Consider the following 22708-nt stretch of genomic DNA (forward strand, 5'->3'; position numbering starts at 1 on the left):
GCTCCGCCCCACCCGAAAGGAATTCGATGATCCGCAGCAGAGGGCCGGCCGCCGCGCTGGCCGCGTTGACCGTCGCCGTGTTCGCCCTGAGCGCCTGCGACGCCAACTCGACCGGCGACGAGAAGAAGTCCGACGGCAAGATCCACAAGGGCGGCACGCTCACGGTGTACACGTCGCAGACCGAGTTCCCGTTCGAGCCGGCGATCAGCCAGAGCCTGGCCGTCACCTCGCAGGGACTCGTGCACCGCCGCCTCACGACGTGGGACATCCGCCCCGGGCACCAGCCCAAGGTCGTCCCCGACCTCGCCACCACCACCGGCACGCCGAGCGACGGCGGCCGGGTGTGGACCTACAAGCTCAAGGACGGGCTGACGTTCTCCAACGGCAAGACGATCACCAGCCAGGACATCAAGTACGGCATCGAGCGGTCGTTCGCTCCGGAGCTCTCCGGCGGCCTCGGCTACCACAAGGCCCTGCTGGTCGGCGGCAGTTCGTACAAGGGCCCCTACACCGGTAAGCAGCTCGCCTCGATCACGACGCCGGACGCCAAGACGATCGTGTTCCGGCTCAACTCGGCGTACGGCGACTGGCCGTGGATCGTCTCGATGCCCGCCTTCGCGCCCGTGCCGAAGTCGGCCGACACCAAGCCGAGCACCTACGGCACCAAACCGGTCGCATCCGGCCCCTACCAGGTGCAGAGCTACCACCAGGGGACGTCGGCCACGCTGGTGCGCAACCCCGACTGGAGCGCCAAGACCGACTCGGTCCGCGGCGCCGGGCCCGACAAGATCGTGTTCAAGCTCGGCCAGGAGGACACCGTCGCCGCCCAGCAGCTGATCGGTGACTCCGGTGAGGCGCGCAGTGCCTTCGGTGCCGACCCGGTGCCCCCGTCGCAGCTCAAGCAGATCACCGCGAACGCGTCCGCGAAGTCGCGGGTCGCGCTGTCCGATCCCGGCGCCCTGGTGTACCTGGCCATGAACACGCAACACGGCATCCTGAAGGACGTCCGGGTGCGGCAGGCCATCGAGTACGGCGTCGACAAGCGCGCCTTCCAGCTCAACGCCGGCGGTACGCAGGGGGGCAGTGTCGCGTCCACGCTGATCACGCCGGGCATCCCCGGCCGCGCGTCGTACGACCTCTACAAGGCGCCGGCCGCCGGTGACGTCGCGAAGGCCAAGCAGCTGCTCGCGCAGGCCGGCGTGCGCAGCGGCACGCTCCGGCTGGTCACCCGCAACGAGAACACCTATGTCGGGCAGGCGGAGGCCGTCCAGCAGAGCCTGAAGAACATCGGGCTGACCGCGAAGATCGTGCCGCTGGACGTCAACGCGTGGACCGACGCCATCACCAACGACCAGGGCAACTACGACCTGACCGTCGCCAGCTGGCAGCCCGACTTCCCCAGCGCCAACGGCAACATCCAGCCGCTGTTCGCGTCGTCGCAGATCGGCGGCGGCAACTACAACCTGTCCCGCTACTCCAACGCGACGGTCGACACGCTCATCGACAAGGCGACCTCGACCGTCGACCCCACCGCCGCGCAGCAGCTGTGGGCGCAGGCCGACCGGCGGATCATGCAGGACGCGCCGGTGGTGCCGCTGCTGTACTCGCGCAACGCCTTCATGCGCGGTTCGGCGGTGTCCAACTTCGACGACTCGGGGTTCCCGAACTACCCCAACTACCTGCGGGTCTCGCTGAGCTCGTGACGGTCGAAGCGCCCGCCGGCCGGGACGAGCCGGCCGGCACCGACGCGGTGCTCGCCATCCGCGGCCTGCGGATCGCGTTCCCGGCCGGCGGTGGGCCACGCGAGGTCGTCCACGGGGTGGACCTCGACGTGACCGCCGGCCGGGTGACCGCGCTGGTCGGCGAGTCCGGGTCGGGCAAGTCGGTCACGGCATTGTCGGTGCTGCGGCTGCTCGACCCGGCGGTGCGCGTGGACGGCGCGGTCCGCTTCGCCGGGACCGACCTCATGCACGCCGACGCCGCGACCCTGCGTCGGGTGCGCGGCGCCGGGGTGGGCATGGTGTTCCAGGAGCCGATGGGCGCCTGGAACCCGGTGCAGACCGTCGGTGTCCAGCTCGCCGAGGCGCTGCGCGCCCACGAGTCGGCCGAGCGACCGGCGACCGGGGAGCGGGTGCGCGAGCTGCTTGCGGGCGTCGGGCTCGAGGACCCCGCTCGTATCGCGGGCTCGTTCCCGCACCAGCTCTCCGGCGGGCAGCTGCAACGCGCCATGGTCGCGATGGCGACGAGCGCCGGGCCGGCGGTGGTCATCGCCGACGAGCCGACGACCGCGCTCGACGTCACCGTGCAGGCCGGCGTGCTCGACCTGTTCCGCTCGCTGGCCGCGGCGGGCACCGGCATCCTGCTCATCACGCACGACATGGGCGTCGTCGCCGATCTCGCCGACGAGGTGGTCGTGCTCCGGTCGGGCACCGTCGTCGAACGCGGCTCGGTCGCCGACGTGCTGACCGCGCCGCGCGAGGAGTACACCCGCACGCTGCTCGCCGCGGTGCCGAGGCTCGGCTCGATCCCCGGGCAGTCGCTGACGAAACGGCCCGCCCCGGTCGCCCGACTGCGCGACGTGACGGTGGACTACGGCGTCGGCCGGGTGCGGCTCGGTCGACGCGCGGGCACCCCGGTCCGCGCGGTCGACGGGGTCGACCTGGAGCTGCCGGCCGGTCGCACCGTCGGCCTCGTCGGCGAGTCGGGTTCGGGGAAGTCCACGCTGGGGCGCGTGCTGGCGGGCCTGCTGCGGCCCGACGGGGGGCAGGTGGTGGTCGGCGAGGTCGACCTGCGCACGGCGACCGGGTCCCGGCTGCGACGGGTGCAGCGCGAGATCGGGATCGTCTTCCAGGACCCCGGGTCGTCGCTGAACCCCAAGCATCCGGTGGGACGTTCGATCGCCGAGCCGCTGCGACTGGCGTCCTGGTCGAAGGCCGACGCCGCGGCCCGGGTAGACGAGCTGCTGGGCGCCGTCGACCTCGATCCAGGCTTCGCCCACCGCTACCCGCACCAGCTCTCCGGCGGCCAGCGTCAGCGGATCGCGATCGCGCGGTCGCTCGCGCTGCGGCCGCGGCTGCTCGTGGCCGACGAGCCGACCAGCGCCCTCGACGTCTCGGTGCAGGCCACCATCCTCGCGCTGCTGCGGCGGCTGCAGGACGAGCTCGGCTTCGCCTGCCTGTTCATCACGCACGACCTCGCGGTCGTCGGTGCCGTCGCGCACGAGGTCGCGGTGATGCGCGACGGGCGGATAGTCGAGTTCGGCACCGCGCAGGACGTGCTCGTCACCGCGAGCGACGAGTACACCGAGGAGCTGCTGGCCGCGGCCCCGGTGGCCGACCCGGTCGAGCAGGCGCGCCGGCGCGCGGTCCGGCTGGCCCGCCACGGGTGACCGGTCGGCGGCTCGCGCCGGGAATGCCCACCGGCCCCGCCGCCTTGTGAACCGACATGACCACCATCGGATTCATCGGCAGCGGCAACATCGGCAGCACGGTCGCGAAGCTGGCGGTCGACGCCGGCTACGACGTCGTCGTCTCCAACTCACGCGGGCCGGAGACGCTCGCGGACCTCGTCGCCACCCTCGGCCCGCGCGCGAGCGCGGCGACCGCGCAGGGTGCGGCGACCGCAGGTGACATCGTCGTCGTCACCGTGCCGCTCAAGGCCTACCGCGAGGTCCCGGTCGAACCGCTCGCCGGCAAGCTCGTGCTCGACACGAACAACTACTACCCGCAGCGCGACGGCGCGTTCCCCGAGCTCGACGAGAAGCGCACGACCACGAGCCGGCTGCTGCAGGAGCACCTGCCGACCTCGCACGTCGTCAAGGCGTTCAACAACATCTACTTCGAGCACCTGGGCTCGCTGGGTCGGCCCCGCGGCGCGGCCGACCGCAACACCCTGATCATCGCCGGCGACGACGCCGGCGCGAAGCAGCGAGCGGCCGAGTTCATCGACCGGCTCGGCTACGACGTCCTCGACTCCGGCGGCCTGGACGACAGCTGGCGCTACGAGCGCGACCAGCCGGCCTACGCCGGCGCGTACGCCGAGGACGGCGACTTCGCCAAGCCCCGCGTGGCGAGCCCGGACCTGCTGCGCGACCTGCTCTCGCAGGCCGCGCGCTGAGCGCTGCTCAGGCGGGGATCTCGAGGTCGGCGACGACCGGCCAGTGATCGCTGGGCAGCCGACCCCCGGGCCGGGTGTGGTCGATGCGCGCGTCGGTCACCCCGACCCCACGCGCGACCAGGACGTGGTCGATGCGCACCCGGTCGATGGCGCCGGTGAACGCGTGCTCGGTGCCGCCGGACACCCCGGCGAGCGCGTCGGTCCAGCCGGCGGCCAGCAGCGCGCGCACGGGCGGGTCGTCGGGCCCGACGTTGAGGTCGCCGACGACCACCCAGTACCGGTCGTCCTCGTCGGCGAGCCACTGCGCCACCAGCGCGGCGCTGTGCTCGCGGGCCACGTGGCTGGAATGGTCGAAGTGCGTGTTCGCGACGCCCACGCGCACGTCGTCGTGACGCAACCGGGCGAGCGTGACGACGCGGGGATGCTCGGCGCCCCACCCGCGCGAGCCCGGTCGGTCGGGGGTAGGGGAGAGCCAGCGCGTGTCGCTCGACTCCAGCTGCCAGCGGCCGGGCGAGACAAGGACCGCCGCATGCTCCCCGCCGCCGTTCGCGTCGCGGCCGCGACCGGCGACCGTCCAGTCCGGGAACGCACGGCGCAGATCGGCGAGCTGGCCCGGCCGCGCCTCCTGTACGCCCAGCACGTCCGGTGCGAGGCCGCGGATCGCGGCCACGCAGGCAGCGCGGCGCAGCAGCCAGTGGTTGCGGCCGTCCATGCCGGTGGAGGTGCGGACGTTGAACGACGCGATGCGTAACGCAGTCACCCGCCGACGGTAACCGCGTCCCGGCTGCCATGCTGGGTGCATGGTCGAGCCACGCGTCATCGAGGGCGCACCGCCACCGGAGTCGCTCGCCCGCGTCCGGCCGCGGACCGCCGCGCCGCTGCGGGTGGGGGTCGTGCAGCACGCCTGGTCGGCCGACGGCCTCACCGCCTGGCTGACCGACGCCGTCGCCGCCGCGGCGCGCCGCGGCGCCCGCATCGTGTTCCTGCCGGAGGTGACGTTGTCGCGCTACCCGGCCGACACGCTGCCCGACGGCGATGCCAGCGTCGTCGCCGAGGAGCTCGAGACCGGGCCGACGGTCGAGTTTGCGCGCAACGCCGCAAAAGCGTCCGGCGTGTACGTCCACACGTCGGTCTACCGCCGCGACGATGCCGGCGACGGCCTCGGCCTGAACACCGCGATCATCGTCGCGCCGACCGGCGAGGTGGTCGCCGCGACGAACAAGCTGCACATCCCCGTCACGGCCGGCTACTACGAGGACAAGTACTTCCGCGCCGGTCCCGCCGGTCCGGACGACCCGTACCGCGTCCACGTGCTGCCCGACCTCGCCGGCGCCCGCGTCGGCCTGCCGACCTGCTGGGACGAGTGGTTCCCCGAGGTGGCCCGCGCGTACTCCCTGGCCGGCGCCAACATCGTCGTCTACCCGACCGCGATCGGCTCGGAGCCCGACCATCCCGACTTCGACACCCAGCCGCTGTGGCAGCAGGTGATCGTCGGCAACGCCATCGCGAACGGGCTGTTCATGGTGGTGCCGAACCGCACCGGGGCCGAGACACGACCGGACGGCACACCCGGCAACACCTTCTACGGCTCGTCCTTCGTCGCCGACCCCTACGGGCGCGTGCTGGTGCAGGCGCCGCGCGACGAACCGTGCGTGCTGGTCGCCGACCTCGACCTCGCCCAGCGCGAGGACTGGCTCGACCTCTTCCCGTTCCTGCGCACCCGCCGCCCGGACACCTACGGCCCGCTCGTCAGCCCGGTCGACCTCGACGCGCCGTACGGGCAGTCGTCGTGACCTGGACCATGCCGCACGAGGGGGTGCGGCAGGACCGGCTCTGGGTCGCCTGGCCGACGAAGGGATACACCCTCGGCGACACGGCCGAGGACGCCGCCACCGCACGGCGCACCTGGGCCGCGGTCGCGAACGCCGCGGCACAGTTCCAACGGGTCACCGTCGTCGCCTGCCCGCAGGACGTCGACGTGGCGCGCCACCACCTGAGCGCGGCGGTCGAGATCCGCGCGCGCGGCATCGACGACGCCTGGATCCGCGACGCCGGGCCGACGTTCGTCACCGACGGCCCCCGGCTCGGTGCCGTCACCTGGGTGTTCAACGGGTGGGGCGCGCAGGAGTGGGCGACGTGGGACCTGGACGCCACGCTGGGGCCGGCCGTGGCGCAATGGGCCGGGGCGGAACGGGTCGACTCCGACCTGGTCAACGAGGGCGGCGGCATCCACGTCGACGGTGAGGGGACGGTGCTGGTCACCGAGACCGTGCAGCTCGACCCCGGCCGCAATCCCGGGCTCTCGCGTGCCGACGTCGAGACCGAGCTGGCCCGCACCCTGGGCGCCACCCATGCGATCTGGCTGCCTCGCGGGCTGACCCGCGACTCGGCCACCTACGGCACGCGCGGCCACGTCGACATCGTCGCGACGTTCGCCGAGCCGGGCGTCGTCCTGCTGCACGACCAGCGCGACGACGGTCACCCGGACCACGCGGTCACGGCAGCGGTCCGCGCGGTGCTCGCCGACGCCGTCGACGCCCGGGGCAAGCCGCTGGAGCTCGTCGACCTGCCGGCACCGCGCACGCTGCGCGACGCCGACGGCTGGGTCGACCACAGCTACGTCAACCACGTGCTCGTGAACGGCGCGGTGATCGCGTGCGCGTTCGACGACCCGCACGACGTCGAGGCCGTCGCCGTGCTGCGCGACGCATACCCCGGCCGCGAGGTCGTCACCGTCGACGCCCGGCCGCTGTTCGAGCGCGGCGGTGGCATCCACTGCATCACGCAGCAGCAACCGGCGGTGCCGCCGGTCTAGCGGGGCGGCCTCACAGGTCGAGGTGGGCGCCCATGACGGTCGTCCGGTCGATCGGCAGGCCGAAGTTCATCGCCGGGTTGGCGGCGTTGTGCGCGAGGCCGATGAACAGCCGCTTGCGCCACGTGGCGAGGCCGTCCGCCTCGCCCCGCTCGATGGACAGCCGGGACAGGAAGTACGACGCGGTCTCGGGGTCGAAGTCGAGCTCGTCGGTCATGCCGACGGCCTGTCGCAGCATCTCGGGGATGTCCTGGTCGTCCTGGAAGCCGAACCGCACGTCGATGTGCGTGATGCCGTCGTCCTGGTGGACCAGGGGGTCGACGGTGATCCGCTCGTCGGGCGAGATGTAGGGCACGTTCTCCGACCGCACCGACACCAGGATCACCGTGTCGTGCAGGACCTGGTTGAACTCGACGTTCTGCCGCAGCGCGAGCGGGGTCGTCTCCTTCGTCGGATGCGGGAACACCGCCGTGCCCGGCACGCGGTGCAGCTGCTTCTCGTGCAGCTCGTCGACGAACGCCTGCAGCGGGCCCTCCAGCTCGCGGCGACGGTCGGTGACGATGCGCCGCCCGGCCTGCCACGTCGTCATCACGGTGCTGATGACCGCGGCGATGAGCAGCGGCAGCCAGCCGCCGCTGAGGATCTTCGTCGCGTTGGCCCCGAAGTACGCGAGCTCGACCACGCCGAAGACGACACCGACGGTGACGAGCTTCCAGCGCGCCCACCGCCACATCGTCGCGGCCACGACGAGGAACAGCGTGGTGTCGATCAGGAACGTCCCGGTGACGGCGAAGCCGTAGAGCGTGGCCAGCCGCTGCGACGACTCGAAGGCGACCACGAGCGTCAGCACGCTCGCGAACAGCAGCCAGTTGATCGCCGGCACGTAGATCTGCCCGCTCTCCCGCGTCGACGTGTGCCGCACGGTGAGGTTGGGCAGGAAGCCGAGTCGCACCGCCTGCCGCGCGATCGAGAAGGCGCCCGAGATGACGGCCTGCGACGCGATGACGGTCGCGAGCGTCGCCAGCACCACGAGGGGGATGCGCGCCCAGCTGGGGCCGAGCAGGAAGAACGGGTTGCTGATGGTGTGCGCGTCGTCGAGCACCATCGCGCCCTGGCCCAGGTAGTTGACGGTCAGGCACGGGAACACGACGACGAACCACGACCGCCGGATGGGCGCCCGGCCGAAGTGGCCCATGTCGGCGTACAGCGCCTCGGCGCCGGTGATCGAGAGGACGACGGCGCCCAGCGCGATGAACGCGAGGAACGGGTGGTCGGCGACGAAGGCGCCGATGTAGGTGGGGGAGAGCGCGCGCAGGATGGCGGGGTTCGCGATGACGTGCGGCAGCCCGGTCACGGCGAGGACGAGGAACCACAGCAGCATCACCGGGCCGAAGAAGCGCCCCACCGTGTGCGTCCCGAAGCGCTGGACGACGAACAGCACGACGATGATGACGAGGGCGATGGGGACGACGGCATCGGCCAGGCCGGGAGACGCGACCTCGAGCCCCTCGACCGCGGACAGCACCGAGATGGCCGGCGTGATGACGCTGTCACCGAAGAACAACGACGCGCCGAAGACGCCGAGCAGCAGTGAGAACCCGACGAGGCGGCCGTCACCGGCGAAGCGCCGGGCCAGCGCAGCGAGCGCCATCACGCCACCCTCGCCGTCGTTGTCGGCGCGCATCACGAACGCCACGTACTTGATCGACACCACGATGGTGATCGACCAGAAGACCAGCGAGATGATGCCGTACACGTCGCCGGAGTTGGGCTTGATCGTCCCCCCGTCCAGCGAGAAGACGGTCTGCATCGCGTACAGCGGGCTGGTGCCGATGTCGCCGAAGACCACGCCCAGGGCGCCGAGAGCGAGGCCGAAGACGCTCGCGCTCCGCGCGCTGGGGTGCGTCGCCGAACCGCGGGCGTTCGGGGCGTCCGGCTCGCTGTCGGGGCCCTCGGCCGCCGTGGTGGAGCCCTCGACGCACGTCTCGGTGTTGTCGGTCACGACTGACAGTCTGACCTTCCGTCCCGGCTCCCTACCCGTCGGTCACCGCGACGGCGTGGACGAGCCGGTCGCCCGCGCGCAGGGAGGCCGAGTCGGCGTGGTCGTAGGGCAGCACGGCGCCGTCGCGCAGCACCGCCAGCACGGGCACGTCCAGCTCGAGGGCGTGCCGGCCGATCTCGTCCGGCCGGACCGGACGCTCGGCGATGTCGAGCCCCACGCCGAACGCGAGCAGGTCCTCGACCACCGCGACGGACTCGGGGCTCGTCGGGGCCAGCCCGAGCAGCCGGCCGGTGGTCTCGGACGACACGATGACCGAGTTGGCCCCGCCCTGCTTGAGCAGCTCGGCGTTCTGGGCTTCGCGGGCCGCGGCGACGACGTCCGCCGAGTCGGTGAGCCGCCGGATGGTCAGCGTCGTGAGGATCGCGCTGTCGTCGCGGTCGAGGGCCACGATGACCGCCGCGGCCCTGTCCACCAGCGCCCGCCGGAGCGTCGCCTCGTCCGTCGCGTTCCCCTGCACGGCCACGTGCCCGGCCTCGGTGGCGGCACCGACCGCCGCGGAACGGGCGTCGACGACGACGATCTGTCTCGGATCGGCCCCCTTGAGCACCATCGCGCGGACGGCGTTGCGTCCCTTGGTGCCGTAACCGAGGACGACGGTGTGGTCGTGCACGCGCTTCCTCCAGCGGGCGTGGCGGAACTCCTGCCGTGACTGGCTGGTCAGGGCGTTGATGGTCGTGCCCACGAGCAGGACGACGAACACCAGGCGCAGCGGCGTCACCACGATCGCGTTGATGACCCGGGCGCTCGTCGTCACCGGGGTGATGTCGCCGTACCCGGTCGTGGAGAGCGTGACGGTCGTGTAGTAGAGCGCGTCGAAGACCGACACGTCCTTGTCGAAACTGTCGCGGTACCCGCCACGCTCGACGACGACCATGGCCCAGTTGACCAGCACGATCCCCAGCGCGATGCCGAACCGGATGCTGATCTTGGCGATCGGGCTGCGGACCTTGGTGCGGTCGGGCAGCCGGACGCGGGGATCGGGTGCGGCCACGTCGTCACGGTAATGGATGCCGCGGGGGGCGCGATCCGCCGCGGGCCGCGCCGCGGGAACCGGGGTCAGCGCGCGGCGAGCGCCAGCACGTCGCGCAGCTCGAACCCGTCCGGGGTGTCGCCGTCGGCCCGCGCACCGCCGACGAACAGCACCTCGTCCAGGCCGGTTCGACGCAGGGCCCGGGCCACGGCCGAGCGCACGCCGGTGACGACGAGCGTGCCCCGCGTGGCCAGCAGATCCTGGTGGACGCGGACGATGTCGGGAAGGGCGGCGTCGTCGACATGCGTCACGCGGGAGACGTCGAGACGCACGAACCGGCGTCCGGTCCGGTGGTGGGAGCGCAGCACGGCCAGTAGCGGGGCCGAGGTCGCGAGCCGCAGCTCGCCGGCGACCCGCACCAGGGCGTGGGTGGCGTCGCAGCGAACGGTCTCGACCGACATCTCGAGGGGCGCGTCGGCGGACGTGGGCGGATGTGGCGCGGTGCTGTGCTCGGACGTCACGAGTTCGCCTTTCGGCGTCCGGTCCGGACGCCAGCAACCCGGCGGCGGTTCCGGTCGGGTCAGGTGCGCGCATCAGGTTACCGCGCCGATGCCGGTTTCGCCCGTTCCGGCGGCTCCGTAGCCAATTGCGCCCGCAATGACGCCGCGGGCGCCCGGCCGTCCGGCCGAGCGCCCGCGACGCGGGTTCACCCCGCCACGGCGACGATCGGCCGGTTCGCGCATGCGGTCCGGATGCCGGCGAGGACGGGCGCGACCATGGCCGTCCCCAGCGCCTGCGCGTAGCTCGACGCGGCGGCGCCGGTCCACAACCCGCTGCTGCCGAGCTCGGCTGCCGCGGCCTCGCGGCCGAGGCAGCGTGCGTCGAAGCGGACCTCGCCGACGGTGTTGCCCGAGGCGTCGCGCAGCAGCGCGGACCGCAGCCGGTGCTCGCCCGACCCCAGCGGGGCGTCGGCGAACACGCGGGGGAGCGTCTCGCCGTTCCTGACGATCCGCAACGAGATCGACGTCGGCTCGTCGGCACCGAGGTCGATGTGGGTGACGCGGTCGATCCGGCGGTGGAACGCGGTGTCGTCCGGCCCGGGTTGCGGCCACAGCGACACCGACTCCGACGATCGCCGGCCGACGACGGTGAGGTCGAGGCGCAGGTCGTCGTCGTGTCGGATCAGCGAGCCGGGAAGCAGCGCGAGGTCGAACACCGTGAGGGCCAGGACCCCACCTCCCAGCAGTGTCGACGTGCGCCAGCCGGTCGAGACCAGCGAGGGCAGCCATTGGCCCGTCGCGCTGAGGAGGCCGTCGAACAGCGACGCGACGAGCGCCGACGTCGCAGGGGAGGAGTCCTCGAGCTGGGAGTACAGGCGGGCCACCCGTTCGACGACGGTGCCCGTCGCCGGCGGGGCGTCGAACGACGGCGTGGTGGCCAGCGCGTGCTCGAGCGCGTTTCCGAAGATGCCGACGCCGAGGTCCTGGATCACCTGCACCGTGTCGGCGGGCCACCCTGCTCCGTCGGGCCCGTTCGACGCGACGAGCGCCTCCATCAACGCGACGACGGAGTAGGCGGACGCGCCGGCACTGTCGAGGACGGGAAACTCCGGGCAGGCCAGGTGGAACGTCGTGCCGTCGCCGACCCAGAATTCCTGGCGCGACCCGTCCGACGGGGCGAGGTGCAGGTCGAGCAGGTGCTCGTCGGCGGGTATCGGCCTCACCGGCTCGACCCCGGTGACGGTGACCGCGTCGACCGGAACTCCGGAACCGGGGCGACGATGCCACAGCCGCGATCCGGCGCCGAGGGGGCCGACGCCGCCGGCGGCGAACAGTGGGAGCGCGTCGAGCAACGCGGTCGGTTCCACCGCGAGCACCGCCGGTTGCGGTTGCCCGTGCAGCTCGGCGGCCGCGTTGACGACCGGATGCGTGGCGGTAAAGGCGGCACCGCCGCCCGCCGGGCGGTAGAGCGGCCGCTCGCCACGCAGTGGTGTGGCGACGTAGCCCACGGCCGCGGTCGCATCGCGCGTGAGGACGAGATCGCCGGGCCGCAGGCCCGACATCGGAACCGGCTGGCCCGTCCCGTCCAGCACCTGCGTGTCCGCGGCGAAGCAACACCCGCCGCCCGGCAGCTGCCGGTACGAGCTGCCGGGTTGCGAGTTCGCGGTGAACTCGTAGCAGTTGCCGTTGGGAATCCGCGACTGGGACACGTAGGTGGCCGCGGTCACCGGCCCCGCGCAGGCGTCGCGGACGTCGTTGAGGTCGACGTCGGGCTTGTCGCGGAGCTCATTGGCGTAGGTGCGCCAGCCCGACTGGTCCACGATGGGCGGGATGGGCAGGCCGTCGGCGGCCAGCTCGCCGATGAGTGCGTCGACCTCGGCGTCGCTCGCCCCCAACACGATGTACTTCGCGTAGGCGTTGAACAGCTCCCAGTCGGGGTTCGTCCACGCGCCGGCCTGATACCAGAGTTGATGGTTGAGCACGTTGTCGAGCAGCGCATCGTGGTACTGCTGCTTCGCCGCGGCCCGGTCGGGCAGGCGCGTCAACAGCTCGGTCAACGGCGTGAACGAGGCCCCGAGCACGTTCGCGTACACGCGTGCGGACCGGGATCGCAGTGTCGCGTTCATGCCCTGTATGTCGCCGTTGATCTTGTCGCCGAGCATCTGACCACGGATGTCGCTTCCCATGTCGGCGATCGCCTGGCACAGCACGGCGATCGCGAAGCCGCTCCACCAGCCGTCGTCGAGGCCGGTGTCGCCGAGCAGCCCGGTGAGAGGGTCCTGCTGCCAACCGGGGTAGAAGACCGAACGGAACGACGGCCCGGTCCCGAACATCTGGGAATAGTTGCCCGGCAGCTGGGCCATGACGTGGTTGACGTACAGGCCGTGCAGGCGTTGCCCGGCGCTGAAGTCCGGGATCAGGTTGACGAGTTCCTGGATGGTGGGGTCGACGTCGCCGACCAGCGAGATCGGCGGGCTCGACAGTGTGATGATCATGCTTGTCCCGTTCCGCCGCGCTCAGTGCGCGTAGCCCTTGGTGACCATGGGGCCGGTGACGAACTCGGTGATCGGGTCCGGCGGCGGCGCCGGCGGGTCGACGAGGTTCCAGATCAACTGCACCAGCGTGATGACGATGCCGATCGCGGCGACCACCAGGCCCGCCGGCCCGGCCCACGCGAAGCTCATCAGCTCCAGCCCGATCAGAACCACGGACGCGAGGGCGACGAAGGTGTTGAGCGACTCGAAGATGATGTTGCGGACGTCGCCGGACTTGATCGCGTCGGCCAGCGTGAACGCGGCCAGCACGAGTCCGACGACCGCCATCGCCGGCCCGATGCGGCGGGCGAGGAACTCGGCGGAGTTCTCGCCGAAGATCGACACCATCGCCTTGCCGAACGGCCCTTCGGGGACGACCTTGCCGCCTTCCTGGAACCAGGTCGCGAACTGCTCGGCGAACGTGCGGAACGCGCCGCCCTCGCCGGCTCTCGCGAACCGCTGCAGGGCACGGCCGACGCCGATCGACATCAGCTTCTCGACGCCCTTGACGAGGATGGCGAGTGCCAGCACGCCGAGGTTGACCTCACTCACGACCTGCTTGGGCGTCTGCGGGCTCTTGGAGTCCTCGACGATGTTGTAGATGAGGAAGGCGGCCGATGCGCCGTAGAACGCGGTGCTGAGGACGCCGCCCAGCTTGCCGCGGGTGCTTAGGTCGCTCCACGCGGTGAACTGCGCGCCGTCGAGGTGTTGGGCGATGGCCGCCTGCGCGCCGGGGTCGTTCGCGAGCTGTTGCAGCCGCTTCTTCGCGGCGTACGACGTGAGCCCGGCGGCGATCGCGTCGACGAGCAGGGTGATCTGGTCGGCGGTGGTGACGAGGGACTGCAGCAGTTCCTGGTTCTCCTTCGCGGCCTGCTGTTGGATCTCGGTCATGATCGACGGGTCGACCTGGCCCTTGACCGCGTTCTCGATCATCGCCTCGAGGTACGGCTTGAGGTCGTCGGACCACGTGGAGCGCGAGAAGGCGACGCCGAGCAGCGCGGCGTACGCGATGCTGGTGAACCGCTCGCCGTAGTCGTGGTCGGGGGCGAGCACCTGCAGCTTGACGTACCACTCGTAGATGCGTGTCTTCACGTTGTCGAACTGGCCGCTCGCCACCTGCAGCTGCCAGGTCAGCAGGTTGGCGTCATCGCTGAGCCAGTCGAAGTACCGGCTGGCCCACCCCTCGGGGTCGTCCTCGAGGTAGCCCTGCATTTGCGGGACGCCGTCGCGGTAACCCTGGATGTACATGGCGTTGGTCGCGGTCTCGTACGCCGGCGCGGTCTTCGGGTCCTTGCCCAGCTGCTTCCACGCGGTCTCCATCGTGGACCCGTCCACCCGCTTCAGCAGATCGCTGTACTGCGGCCACGTCGCCAGGTTGTCGTAGAGCATCTGCCCCGTTCCGAGCACCGCGTTGTCGGTGAAGAAGGTCTTCGACGCGTCGACGACCTGCTGCGCGCCCGCCGGCAGGTCGTAGCGGTGACCGTAGATGCCGTTCACCCACTGGTCGTCCAGGCAATTCGCCAGGCCCTTGTTGAAGTACTTGCCGCACGTGGTCTGCGCGTAGTCGACGGTCATCTGCTTGCCGTCGGGCGCGGTCACGATCTGGATCGAGGAGATGTTGTCCAGATCCTGCAGCGACAGCGTCGCGTCGGGAGCGCCCACCGTGGCGTCGGCCGGCGCGGCGGCGAGGGCGGATCGAAATGCCGTGGCGTGCTCGTCGGCGACGTGGTCGGCGATCTCGCCCGTCCAGTCGTACGTGGTCTCGTCGTCGCTGGTGTAGGTGCCGCCGAACGAGCGACTGCCCGACACCAGCAGGATCGCGAAGTGGTCCGAGTCGAACGGCGGGGTGACCTCCTGGGCCATCTCCAACCACGTCTCGCCCTTGGCGCGGTCCACCTTCGTCACGCGGGTGCGGTCGCTGATGTCCTGGTCGCCCAGCAGATAGGTGACCTTGAGTTCGCCCTCGACCCACTCGGTGTGGATCGAGAGGTCGTCCCACGACTCGAACGGGGCGTTCGGGTCGTCCTGGGGGCGCCGTCGGGTGCGGTAGGTGACGGTCAGCCCGGCGCCGCGGAACGCGCGGGGAGCAGCCGTGCCGCTCGCCATCGTCCCGACGAACGCGGTGCCGTCGGCCGTCATGTTCAACCGGGCACGGAAGGCCGGATCTCCCACCTTCCCGTGCAGCAGCAAGGCCTGCTGCGACTCGCGGACCACGCTGGTGTGGACACGCGCGTCGTCGTGCGCGACGAAGTCCGGGGACAGGAGCAACCGTCCGGCGGGCACCCACTGCGCGCCGTCGTACACCTCGGTGTCGAAGACGCGCCCGTGCAGCACTCGGACGTCGGCGAGCTCGTGGCGAACCGGAGTCATGGTCATGATGGCCCTCCTGGGGTCGGCGGAAGGACGCGCGGACAGCACCGGATCGCGGCCGGCAGGATGCGCGTCGCGTGAGGATGTAAAGGGAGAAACGGAGCGTAAGAGTCAAATACCGTGAGTGAGCTCACGAGGAGCAAACATCACAACGCCGGCCATGTACAGCGATCTGACGAAATGCGCCAAGGATCTCCGGCAATTCGTCCTGGACGTACGAAGGCCGAACCGGCACGACGTCCAGCCGGCGGTCAGCGGCGTGCGGCGATCAGCTGGCAGCGGCGGCGACGGCGCGCACCAGCTCGGTCGCCAGCTCGGCGCGGCAGATCAGCAGGTCCGGCAGGTACGGGTGCTCGCGGTTGTACTCGAGGGGACTGCCGTCGATGCGGGTCGCGTGCAGGCCGGCCGCGCGCACGACGCCGACCGGTGCGGCGGAGTCCCACTCCCACTGGCCGCCCGCGTGCAGGTAGGCCTCCGCCTCGCCGCGCAGGACGGCCATCGCCTTGGCCCCGGCCGAGCCCATCGGGACCAGGTCGGCACCGAGCGCGTCGGCGACCGGCTGTGCCCAGGCCGGCGGCCGGCTGTCGCTGACGAGGAAGCGCGGCCGGTCGGGCGCCGAGGACGACTCGGCGCGGGCGTGGTCGGAGGCGTACACGGCGTCGAGCGCGGGCTGCGCGACCGCGGCGTCGGTGATGCCGCGACCGCGGTGCCAGAGCGCCACGTGCACGGCCCAGTCCGGCCGGCCGGGCATGCCGTACTCCCGGGTGCCGTCGAGCGGGTCGACGATCCAGACCCGCTCGGCCCGGAGCCGCGCGGGGGAGTCCGCGGACTCCTCGGAGAGCACCGCGTCGTCGGGACGCCGGGCCGCCAGCTCGCGCAGCAGCAGCTCGTTGGCGTCGTGGTCGCCCCGCGCGCCGAGCTCCTTGCCGGTCAGTCCGCTGTCGGCCTGCAGCGCCAGCAGCAGGTCGCCGGCCCGGCCGGCGAGCTCCGCGGCCAACCGGGCGTCGGTGCTGGCCGGCTCAGTCACTGATGCGCTCGATCAGGTCCAGGACGAGCGCGGCCTGGGCGGCGGCGTCGCCGTCCTCCGGCCGCAGCCGCAGGTGCGGCGACTCGGGGGCCTCATAGGGATCGTCGACGCCGGTGAAGTGCGAGATCTCGCCCGCCCGCGCCTTGGCGTACATGCCCTTCGGGTCGCGCTGCTCGCACACCGACAGCGGGGTGTCGACGAAGACCTCGACGAAGGGCAGGCCGCCCTCGGCGTGCGCGGCGCGGACCCGTTCGCGGTCGGCCGCGTAGGGGCTGACGAGCGACACGACGGTGACGAGGCCGGCGTCGGCGAGCAGCCGGGCGACCTCGCCGGTCCGGCGGACGTTCTCGGCCCGGTCGGCGGCCGAGAAGCCGAGGTCGGCGTTGAGGCCGTGCCGCAGGTTGTCCCCGTCGAGCAGGTACGCCGGCCGGCCGGAGGCGACGAGGCGGCGCTCGACCTCGGCGGCGACGGTCGACTTGCCCGAGCCCGAGAGCCCGGTCAGCCAGACGGTGATGCCCTTGGTCGCGCGTTCGCCGCGCTGCACCGAGCCGCTGTGCCACACGACGTGCGACTCGCGCTGGGCGGGCCCGGTGATCATGCCGGCGGCGACGGTGTTGTTCGTGGCCTCGTCGACGAGGATGAAGCTGCCGGTCTCGCGGCTGCGCCGGTACGCGTCGAAGAGCAGCGGCTGCTGCGTGCGGAAGCGGATGCGACCGATCTCGTTGAGCTGCAGCGACTGCGCGGTCTCGTCGCGGTGCAGCGTGTTGACGTCCAGGCGGTAGTCCAGCTCGCGGACGACGCCGCGCGTCGAGCGGGTCGTGTGCTGGACGACGTAGCGGCCGCCGGCCTTGAGCTCGGTCTCGGCGGTCATCCAACTGACCATCGCGTCGAGCTCCTGCCCGACGTGTGGCCGGTTGTGCGGCCGGCAGATGAGATCGCCGCGGGAGATGTCGATGTCGTCGGCGAGCTCCAGCGTGACGGCCTGGCCGGCCGACGCCTCGTCGAGCTTGCGTCCGCCCGGTGCCCACACGGCCGACACCGACGTCGTGAAGCCCGACGGCAGGACGGTGACCTCGTCCCCGGTACGGATGACGCCGCCGGCGATCGTCCCCGCGTAACCGCGGAAGTCGTGCAGTTCGGTGCCGGCCGTCTGCTGCGGCCGGATCACGTACTGCACCGGCAACCGCACGTCGATGAGGTTGCGGTCGGAGTCGATGTGCACCTGTTCGAGATGGTGCAGCAGCGACGTCCCCTCGTACCAGGGCATGGCGTCGCTGCGCTGCACGACGTTGTCGCCCGAGAGCGCCGACATCGGGATGAACGCGAGGTCGCTGATCTCCAGCTTGGTCGCGAACCGGCGGAACTCGCTGCGGATCTCCTCGAAGCGCTCCTGCGAGAAGTCGACGAGGTCCATCTTGTTGATGCACACGATCAGGTGCGGGATGCCGAGCAGGCTGGCCAGGAACGCGTGGCGGCGTGACTGCTCGAGCACGCCGTTACGGGCGTCGATGAGGATCATCGCGACGTCCGCCGTGGAGGCGCCGGTGACCATGTTGCGCGTGTACTGGATGTGGCCGGGGGTGTCGGCGATGATGAACTTGCGCCTGGGGGTCGCGAAGTAGCGGTACGCGACGTCGATCGTGATGCCCTGCTCGCGCTCGGCGCGCAGGCCGTCGGTCAGCAGCGCGAGGTCGGGCGCGGCCTGCCCGCGCGACTCGCTCGTCTTGGCGACGGCGGACAGCTGGTCCTCGAAGATGGCCTTGGAGTCGAAGAGCAGCCGCCCGATGAGGGTGGACTTGCCGTCGTCGACCGAGCCCGCGGTCGCCAGTCTCAGCAGCTCGGACATCTAGAAGTACCCCTCCTTCTTGCGGTCCTCCATGCCGGCCTCGCTGATCCGGTCGTCGGCGCGGGTGGCACCCCGCTCCGTCAACCGCGCCGCGGCGACCTCGGCGACGACGTCCTGGGCCGACGCGGCCTCGGACTCGACGCAGCCGGTGCAGGTCGCGTCGCCGATGGTGCGGAAGCGCACCGTGGCCGTGAAGGGCTGTTCCGTGCCCTCGGGGCTGATGAACCGGTTGACCGCCAGCAGCATGCCGTCGCGCTCGACCACCTCACGGGTGTGCGCGTAGTACAGGTCGGGCAGGTCGATGCCCTCGGCCTCGATGTAGGACCAGATGTCGAGCTCGGTCCAGTTCGACAGCGGGAAGACCCGGATGTTCTCGCCCTTGCGGTGCCGGCCGTTGTACAGGTTCCACAGCTCGGGACGCTGGTTGCGCGGGTCCCACTGGCCGAACTCGTCGCGGAAGCTGAAGACGCGCTCCTTGGCGCGGGCCTTCTCCTCGTCGCGGCGCGCGCCGCCGAACACGGCGCCGAACCGGTTCTCGTTGATGCCGCGCAGCAGCGTCACCGTCTGCAGCTTGTTGCGCGGGCCGAGCGGCCCGCCCTCCTCGACGACGCGGCCGGCGTCGATGTCGTCCTGCACCTTGGCCACGACGAGGCGCAGGCCGTACCGCTCGACGGTGCGGTCGCGGAACTCGATGACCTCGTCGAAGTTCTGGCCGGTGTCGACGTGCATGACCGGGAAGGGGACGGGCGCGGGCCAGAACGCCTTCACCGCGAGGTGCAGCATGACGACCGAGTCCTTGCCGCCGGAGAAGAGCAGCCCCGGCTTCTCGATGGTCGCGGCGACCTCGCGGAAGATGTGGACCGCCTCGGACTCGAGCCGGTCGAGGTGGGTCAGTTCGTACCCCACGGCGGAACTCATCGGCGGCGTCCTCCTGCGACGGTCGGGCGGCAACGTTCGGATGCCGGTCGTACGGTTCCGTGGTCTCAATGCCCGGCGGCACGGCGATATTTCGTGTCGCGGGCTCCGGTCAGGGTATTGAACGTGCGTGTGAACGCGGCACGAGGACCGGCTCGGCCGACCCGCGGGTAACCGGACCGACCGCGCGGGCAGGCTGGATCGGTGACCGAAGCCCCCATCCATCATCCGGCATCGCCCGTCGCCCCGAGCGCCGGTGACAAGGGTGAGAGTTCGCTCACCGTGTTGCTCGCCCTCGCCGCGAACGCCGGTGTCGGCATCCTCAAGCTGATCGCCGGTCTCGTCAGCGGCTCCAGCGCGCTGCTGTCGGAGGCCGCGCACTCCGTCGGCGACTGCATCACCGAGATCATGCTGCTGGTGGCGCAGAAGCGCTCGGCCCGGCCGGCCGACCGCAGCCACCCCTTCGGCTACGGCAAGGAGCGCTACTTCTGGTCCCTGATCGCCGCCGTGGGCATCTTCGTCGCCGGCGCGATGTTCTCCTTCTATCAGGGCTACGAGACGATCGTCGGTCCCGAGGAGGACGCGAGCAAGCTCTGGATCAACTATCCGGTGCTGGCACTGGCCGCGATCCTCGAGGGCACCTCGCTGCGGCAGGCGGCGAAGCAGATGAAGAAGGAGACGAAGCGGCTGCGGCTGTCGCTCGCCGACTACGTCCGCACGCCCCGCGACCCCACCGTGAACAGCGTCCTGCTCGAGGACAGCGCGGCGATCCTCGGCCTGGCCGTGGCGGCCCTCGGCGTCGCGCTGCACCAGGTCACCGGCAACAAGGTCTTCGACGGTGTCGCCTCGATCGTCATCGGCCTGCTGCTGCTCACCGTGACGCTGACGCTCGCGCGGGCCTGCGAGACCCTGCTCGTCGGCAAGCAGGCCGACCGGCGCTTCGTGCGCGCGACGGAGGCGTGGCTCGAGGAGCAGCCCGAGGTCGTCGACGTCGTCGACCTGCTCACGATGATGACCGGCGTCGACAGCATCCTGCTCTGTGCCCGCGTCGACTTCGTCGACACGACGACCGGTGGCGAGCTCGAGGAGACGTGCGTCCGGCTCGACCGCGAGATGCGCGAGAAGTGGCCGTTCCTCGACGAGATCTTCATCCAGCCGGCGCCTCGCGGGGACGAGCTGCTGCGGCAGCGCGTCACGGAGCGCTACGGGCGGGCGCTCGCCGAGGAGTGACGCCGTGCTGCCGGGTGTGGCCGAGGCCAGGCACCATGGTGAGGTGACCGCCGGTTTCGTCGAGCAGCCCGACCTCGACCCCGTGGCCGGACCCGGCCTCGACGCGCTGCGCGAGCTGGTCTCGTCGGCAGGGGTGGCCGTCCTGTCGGGCGCCGGCCTGTCGACGGAGTCCGGGATCCCCGACTACCGCGGGCCGACCGGCGCACGGCGCACCTCGACGCCGATGACCTATCAGGAGTTCGTGGGCTCCGCGGCGGCCCGGCGGCGCTACTGGGGACGCAGCTACCTCGGCTGGACGCAGATTGCGACCGCACGGCCCAACGAGGGCCATCGCGCCGTCGCGCGGTTACAGCGGCAGGGTCGGCTCGCCGGCATCATCACCCAGAACGTCGACGGCCTGCACCAGGCCGCGGGCGCGCACGACGTCGTCGAGCTGCACGGTGGCCTCGACCTCGTCGTCTGCCTCGCCTGCGGGCTGCGGGAACGTCGGACGTCGCTCGGGGAGCGGCTCCGGGCGGCCAACCCCGGCTTCGGGGCCACCGTGACGCGGGTCAACCCCGACGGGGACGCCGATATCGACGACGCCGAGCTCGACGGGTTCGCGCTCGTGGGCTGCACGCGTTGCGACTCCGACCTCGTCAAGCCCGACGTCGTGTTCTTCGGCGAGAACGTCCCGAAGCCGCGGGTCGCCACCTGCTACGACATCGTCGAGGGTGCCCGGTCGCTGCTCGTGCTCGGTTCGTCGCTGACGGTGATGTCCGGGCTGCGCTTCGTCCGACGGGCCGCCAAGCTGGGCATACCGGTCGCGATCGTGAACCAGGGCGAGACGCGCGGCGACCCGTTGGCCGACGTCAAGGTGGCGGCCCCGCTCGGCCGGGTGCTGGCCGCCCTCGCCGGATGACGCAATCCGCTACGCCGCGGGGCGCGGCCCGGCTAGCCTGACCGGGTGCTCGTCGCCCTCGGCTCCTTCGCCCTCGCCGCCGCCGTCCTCGTGCTGCTGCCCGGGCCGGACACGCTGGTGATCATCCGCAGCATCGTCCGCGGCGGCCGCCGTCGCGGGGTGGCGACCGTGCTCGGCATCCAGACCGGTCTCGTGGTGTGGATCACCGCCGCCGTCCTCGGCCTCGCCGCGCTGCTGCGCGCGAGCGAGGTCGCCTACACCGCCCTGCGCATCGTCGGTGCCGCGTATCTCATCTGGCTGGGGGTGCAGTCGTGGCGCTCCCGCGGTCGCGCCGTCGCCGATCCGGCCGTCGAGGGTGCCGCCGTCGAGGGTGCTGCCGGTGCCGCGGGGCGTCGCGCGCTCGCCGGCACGGGCTTCCGGGCCGGGCTGTTGAGCAACCTGTTCAACCCCAAGGTGGGCGTGTTCTTCGTGACGTTCCTGCCCGCGTTCGTCCCGGCGGGTTCGCCGGTGACGCCCACCCTGCTGCTGTTCGGCGCCGTCTTCGTGCTGCTCAACCTGGCCTACCAGCTACCGCTCGTACTCCTCGCCACCAAGGTCACCGAGCTCTTCTCGCGCGAGCGCGTCCGTCGCCGCATGGACGCCGTGGCGGGCGCCGTCCTCATCGGCTTCGGCGTCCGGCTCGCCACCGAGGGCTGAATTTCACGCCAATCACATCTACCACTGGCGTATCAGTGGGCACATACGACACAATGGATGTCGCGCAGCTCGCGTGAGACGGACCGCTGGGGAAGGCGTCGCCGTCGAGCAACGGGAGGTGTGCGATGTCCAGTGCCCGCACGGGGTCCAATTCGGCTGCGAAGACGACGCGAGGCGTCGTCTTCATGCACTGCTGCCCGTCCGCCCTCGCGCCGCACGTGGAGTGGGCGCTGGCCGGTGTGCTCGCCCGTCCCGCCCGCTTGGAGTGGGTGGGTCAGCCGGCCGCTCCGCAGCACCTGCGTGCCGAGGTCGCGTGGTCCGGCCCGGTGGGCACCGCCGCCGCCATCGCCGCGGCGCTGCGCGCCTGGCCGATGCTGGTCTTCGAGATCACCGAGGACGGCACCGCCATCACCGACGGCGAACGCCTCGCCTATGTCCCCGGTCGCGGCTTCCATCGCAGCGCGGTCTCGGCCAATGGCGACGTGATCGTGGGGGAGGAGCGGCTGCGCGGCCTGCTCTCGCGGGCGCGCACCGTCGAGGAGTACCGCCACGGCCTCACCGAGCTGCTCGGCTCGGCGTGGGACGCCGAGCTCGAGCCCTACCGCGCCGGCGGCGACGGTGCCCCCGTCACGCTGCTGCACTCCGCGGGCTGACGGGACCTCGGCCCGCGCGACGCCTGTAGATCGCGAGGCGGGGCGGATCTTCCTGCCGGAGTCCGCCGGGAGGTGG

General features: G+C 71.6%; 17 protein-coding genes and 1 pseudogene. 9 read left to right on the top strand and 9 right to left on the bottom strand.

Going from position 1 to position 22708, the window contains the following annotated elements; genetic code table 11:
* Positions 1-26: 26 nt before the first annotated feature.
* From BUE29_RS10980 to BUE29_RS10990, 3 genes are read left to right on the top strand one after another with little or no spacing between them, the layout of a single operon-like run.
* A complete protein-coding gene (locus BUE29_RS10980; protein ID WP_073390068.1) occupies positions 27-1703 on the top strand; it encodes an ABC transporter substrate-binding protein in 1677 nt (558 codons plus the stop codon).
* Positions 1700-3388 (top strand): dipeptide ABC transporter ATP-binding protein, encoded by a 1689-nt coding sequence (locus BUE29_RS10985; protein ID WP_073390071.1) that lies wholly within the window; start codon positions 1700-1702, stop codon positions 3386-3388. Before BUE29_RS10980 ends, BUE29_RS10985 begins: the two co-directional genes overlap by 4 nt.
* 56 nt (positions 3389-3444) lie before the next feature.
* Positions 3445-4116 carry an NADPH-dependent F420 reductase gene (locus BUE29_RS10990; protein ID WP_073390074.1) on the top strand — a complete coding sequence of 224 codons (672 nt, stop codon included), beginning with the start codon at positions 3445-3447 and terminating at the stop codon, positions 4114-4116.
* 7 nt (positions 4117-4123) lie between these two features.
* Here the strand turns inward: BUE29_RS10990 and BUE29_RS10995 are convergent, their stop codons facing one another.
* On the bottom strand, positions 4124-4876 hold the full coding sequence (locus BUE29_RS10995; protein ID WP_200800151.1) for an endonuclease/exonuclease/phosphatase family protein: 753 nt from the start codon (positions 4874-4876) through the stop codon (positions 4124-4126).
* 40 nt (positions 4877-4916) lie between these two features.
* Between BUE29_RS10995 and BUE29_RS11000 the strand changes: the two genes are divergently transcribed.
* Together BUE29_RS11000 and BUE29_RS11005 are read left to right on the top strand one after the other, a co-directional pair.
* Positions 4917-5909, top strand: coding sequence for a nitrilase-related carbon-nitrogen hydrolase (locus BUE29_RS11000; protein WP_073390080.1), 993 nt, complete (start codon positions 4917-4919; stop codon positions 5907-5909).
* Positions 5906-6931 (top strand): agmatine deiminase family protein, encoded by a 1026-nt coding sequence (locus BUE29_RS11005; protein ID WP_073390083.1) that lies wholly within the window; start codon positions 5906-5908, stop codon positions 6929-6931. Before BUE29_RS11000 ends, BUE29_RS11005 begins: the two co-directional genes overlap by 4 nt.
* Before the next feature lie 10 nt (positions 6932-6941).
* Here BUE29_RS11005 and BUE29_RS11010 read toward each other — a convergent pair whose 3' ends face one another.
* From BUE29_RS11010 to cysD, 8 genes and pseudogenes are all read right to left on the bottom strand, one after another.
* The gene (locus tag BUE29_RS11010) at positions 6942-8738 is read right to left on the bottom strand and encodes a potassium transporter Kup (protein ID WP_407657328.1); all 1797 of its coding nucleotides are present in this window, start codon (positions 8736-8738) and stop codon (positions 6942-6944) included.
* Positions 8739-8961: 223 nt separating this feature from the next.
* Positions 8962-9981 (bottom strand): potassium channel family protein, encoded by a 1020-nt coding sequence (locus tag BUE29_RS11015; protein ID WP_073390085.1) that lies wholly within the window; start codon positions 9979-9981, stop codon positions 8962-8964.
* A 65-nt stretch (positions 9982-10046) separates the two neighbouring features.
* On the bottom strand, positions 10047-10481 hold the full coding sequence (locus tag BUE29_RS11020; RefSeq protein ID WP_073390088.1) for an STAS domain-containing protein: 435 nt from the start codon (positions 10479-10481) through the stop codon (positions 10047-10049).
* 185 nt (positions 10482-10666) lie between these two features.
* Positions 10667-12955, bottom strand: a complete 2289-nt coding sequence (locus BUE29_RS11025) for a Hint domain-containing protein (RefSeq protein ID WP_073390090.1) — start codon at positions 12953-12955, stop codon at positions 10667-10669.
* A 21-nt stretch (positions 12956-12976) separates the two neighbouring features.
* The gene (locus BUE29_RS11030; protein ID WP_073390093.1) at positions 12977-15370 is read right to left on the bottom strand and encodes a hypothetical protein; all 2394 of its coding nucleotides are present in this window, start codon (positions 15368-15370) and stop codon (positions 12977-12979) included.
* 265 nt (positions 15371-15635) lie between these two features.
* Positions 15636-16391: pseudogene (locus BUE29_RS11035) on the bottom strand (3'(2'),5'-bisphosphate nucleotidase CysQ); the annotation flags it as partial.
* Complete coding sequence (gene cysN / locus BUE29_RS11040) at positions 16384-18237, bottom strand: sulfate adenylyltransferase subunit CysN (RefSeq protein ID WP_073390099.1); 1854 nt, start codon at positions 18235-18237, stop codon at positions 16384-16386. The gene cysN and the pseudogene BUE29_RS11035, both read right to left, overlap by 8 nt.
* Positions 18238-19155 (bottom strand): sulfate adenylyltransferase subunit CysD, encoded by a 918-nt coding sequence (cysD, locus tag BUE29_RS11045; RefSeq protein ID WP_073390102.1) that lies wholly within the window; start codon positions 19153-19155, stop codon positions 18238-18240.
* 201 nt (positions 19156-19356) lie between these two features.
* Between cysD and BUE29_RS11050 the strand changes: the two genes are divergently transcribed.
* The 4 genes from BUE29_RS11050 (at position 19357) to BUE29_RS11065 (ending at position 22632) form a co-directional block, all read left to right on the top strand.
* Positions 19357-20382, top strand: coding sequence for a cation diffusion facilitator family transporter (locus tag BUE29_RS11050; RefSeq protein ID WP_234971420.1), 1026 nt, complete (start codon positions 19357-19359; stop codon positions 20380-20382).
* Positions 20383-20425: 43 nt separating this feature from the next.
* Positions 20426-21283, top strand: a complete 858-nt coding sequence (locus tag BUE29_RS11055; RefSeq protein ID WP_084181064.1) for an NAD-dependent protein deacetylase — start codon at positions 20426-20428, stop codon at positions 21281-21283.
* A gap of 45 nt (positions 21284-21328) precedes the next feature.
* Positions 21329-21979: a LysE family translocator gene (locus BUE29_RS11060; protein ID WP_073390105.1), complete on the top strand. Its 651-nt coding sequence runs from the start codon at positions 21329-21331 to the stop codon at positions 21977-21979.
* A gap of 125 nt (positions 21980-22104) precedes the next feature.
* Positions 22105-22632 carry a DUF3145 family protein gene (locus BUE29_RS11065; protein WP_073390107.1) on the top strand — a complete coding sequence of 176 codons (528 nt, stop codon included), beginning with the start codon at positions 22105-22107 and terminating at the stop codon, positions 22630-22632.
* The last annotated feature ends 76 nt before the right edge of the window (positions 22633-22708 follow it).

It is taken from the genome of Jatrophihabitans endophyticus, assembly GCF_900129455.1.
Lineage (GTDB): Bacteria > Actinomycetota > Actinomycetes > Mycobacteriales > Jatrophihabitantaceae > Jatrophihabitans > Jatrophihabitans endophyticus.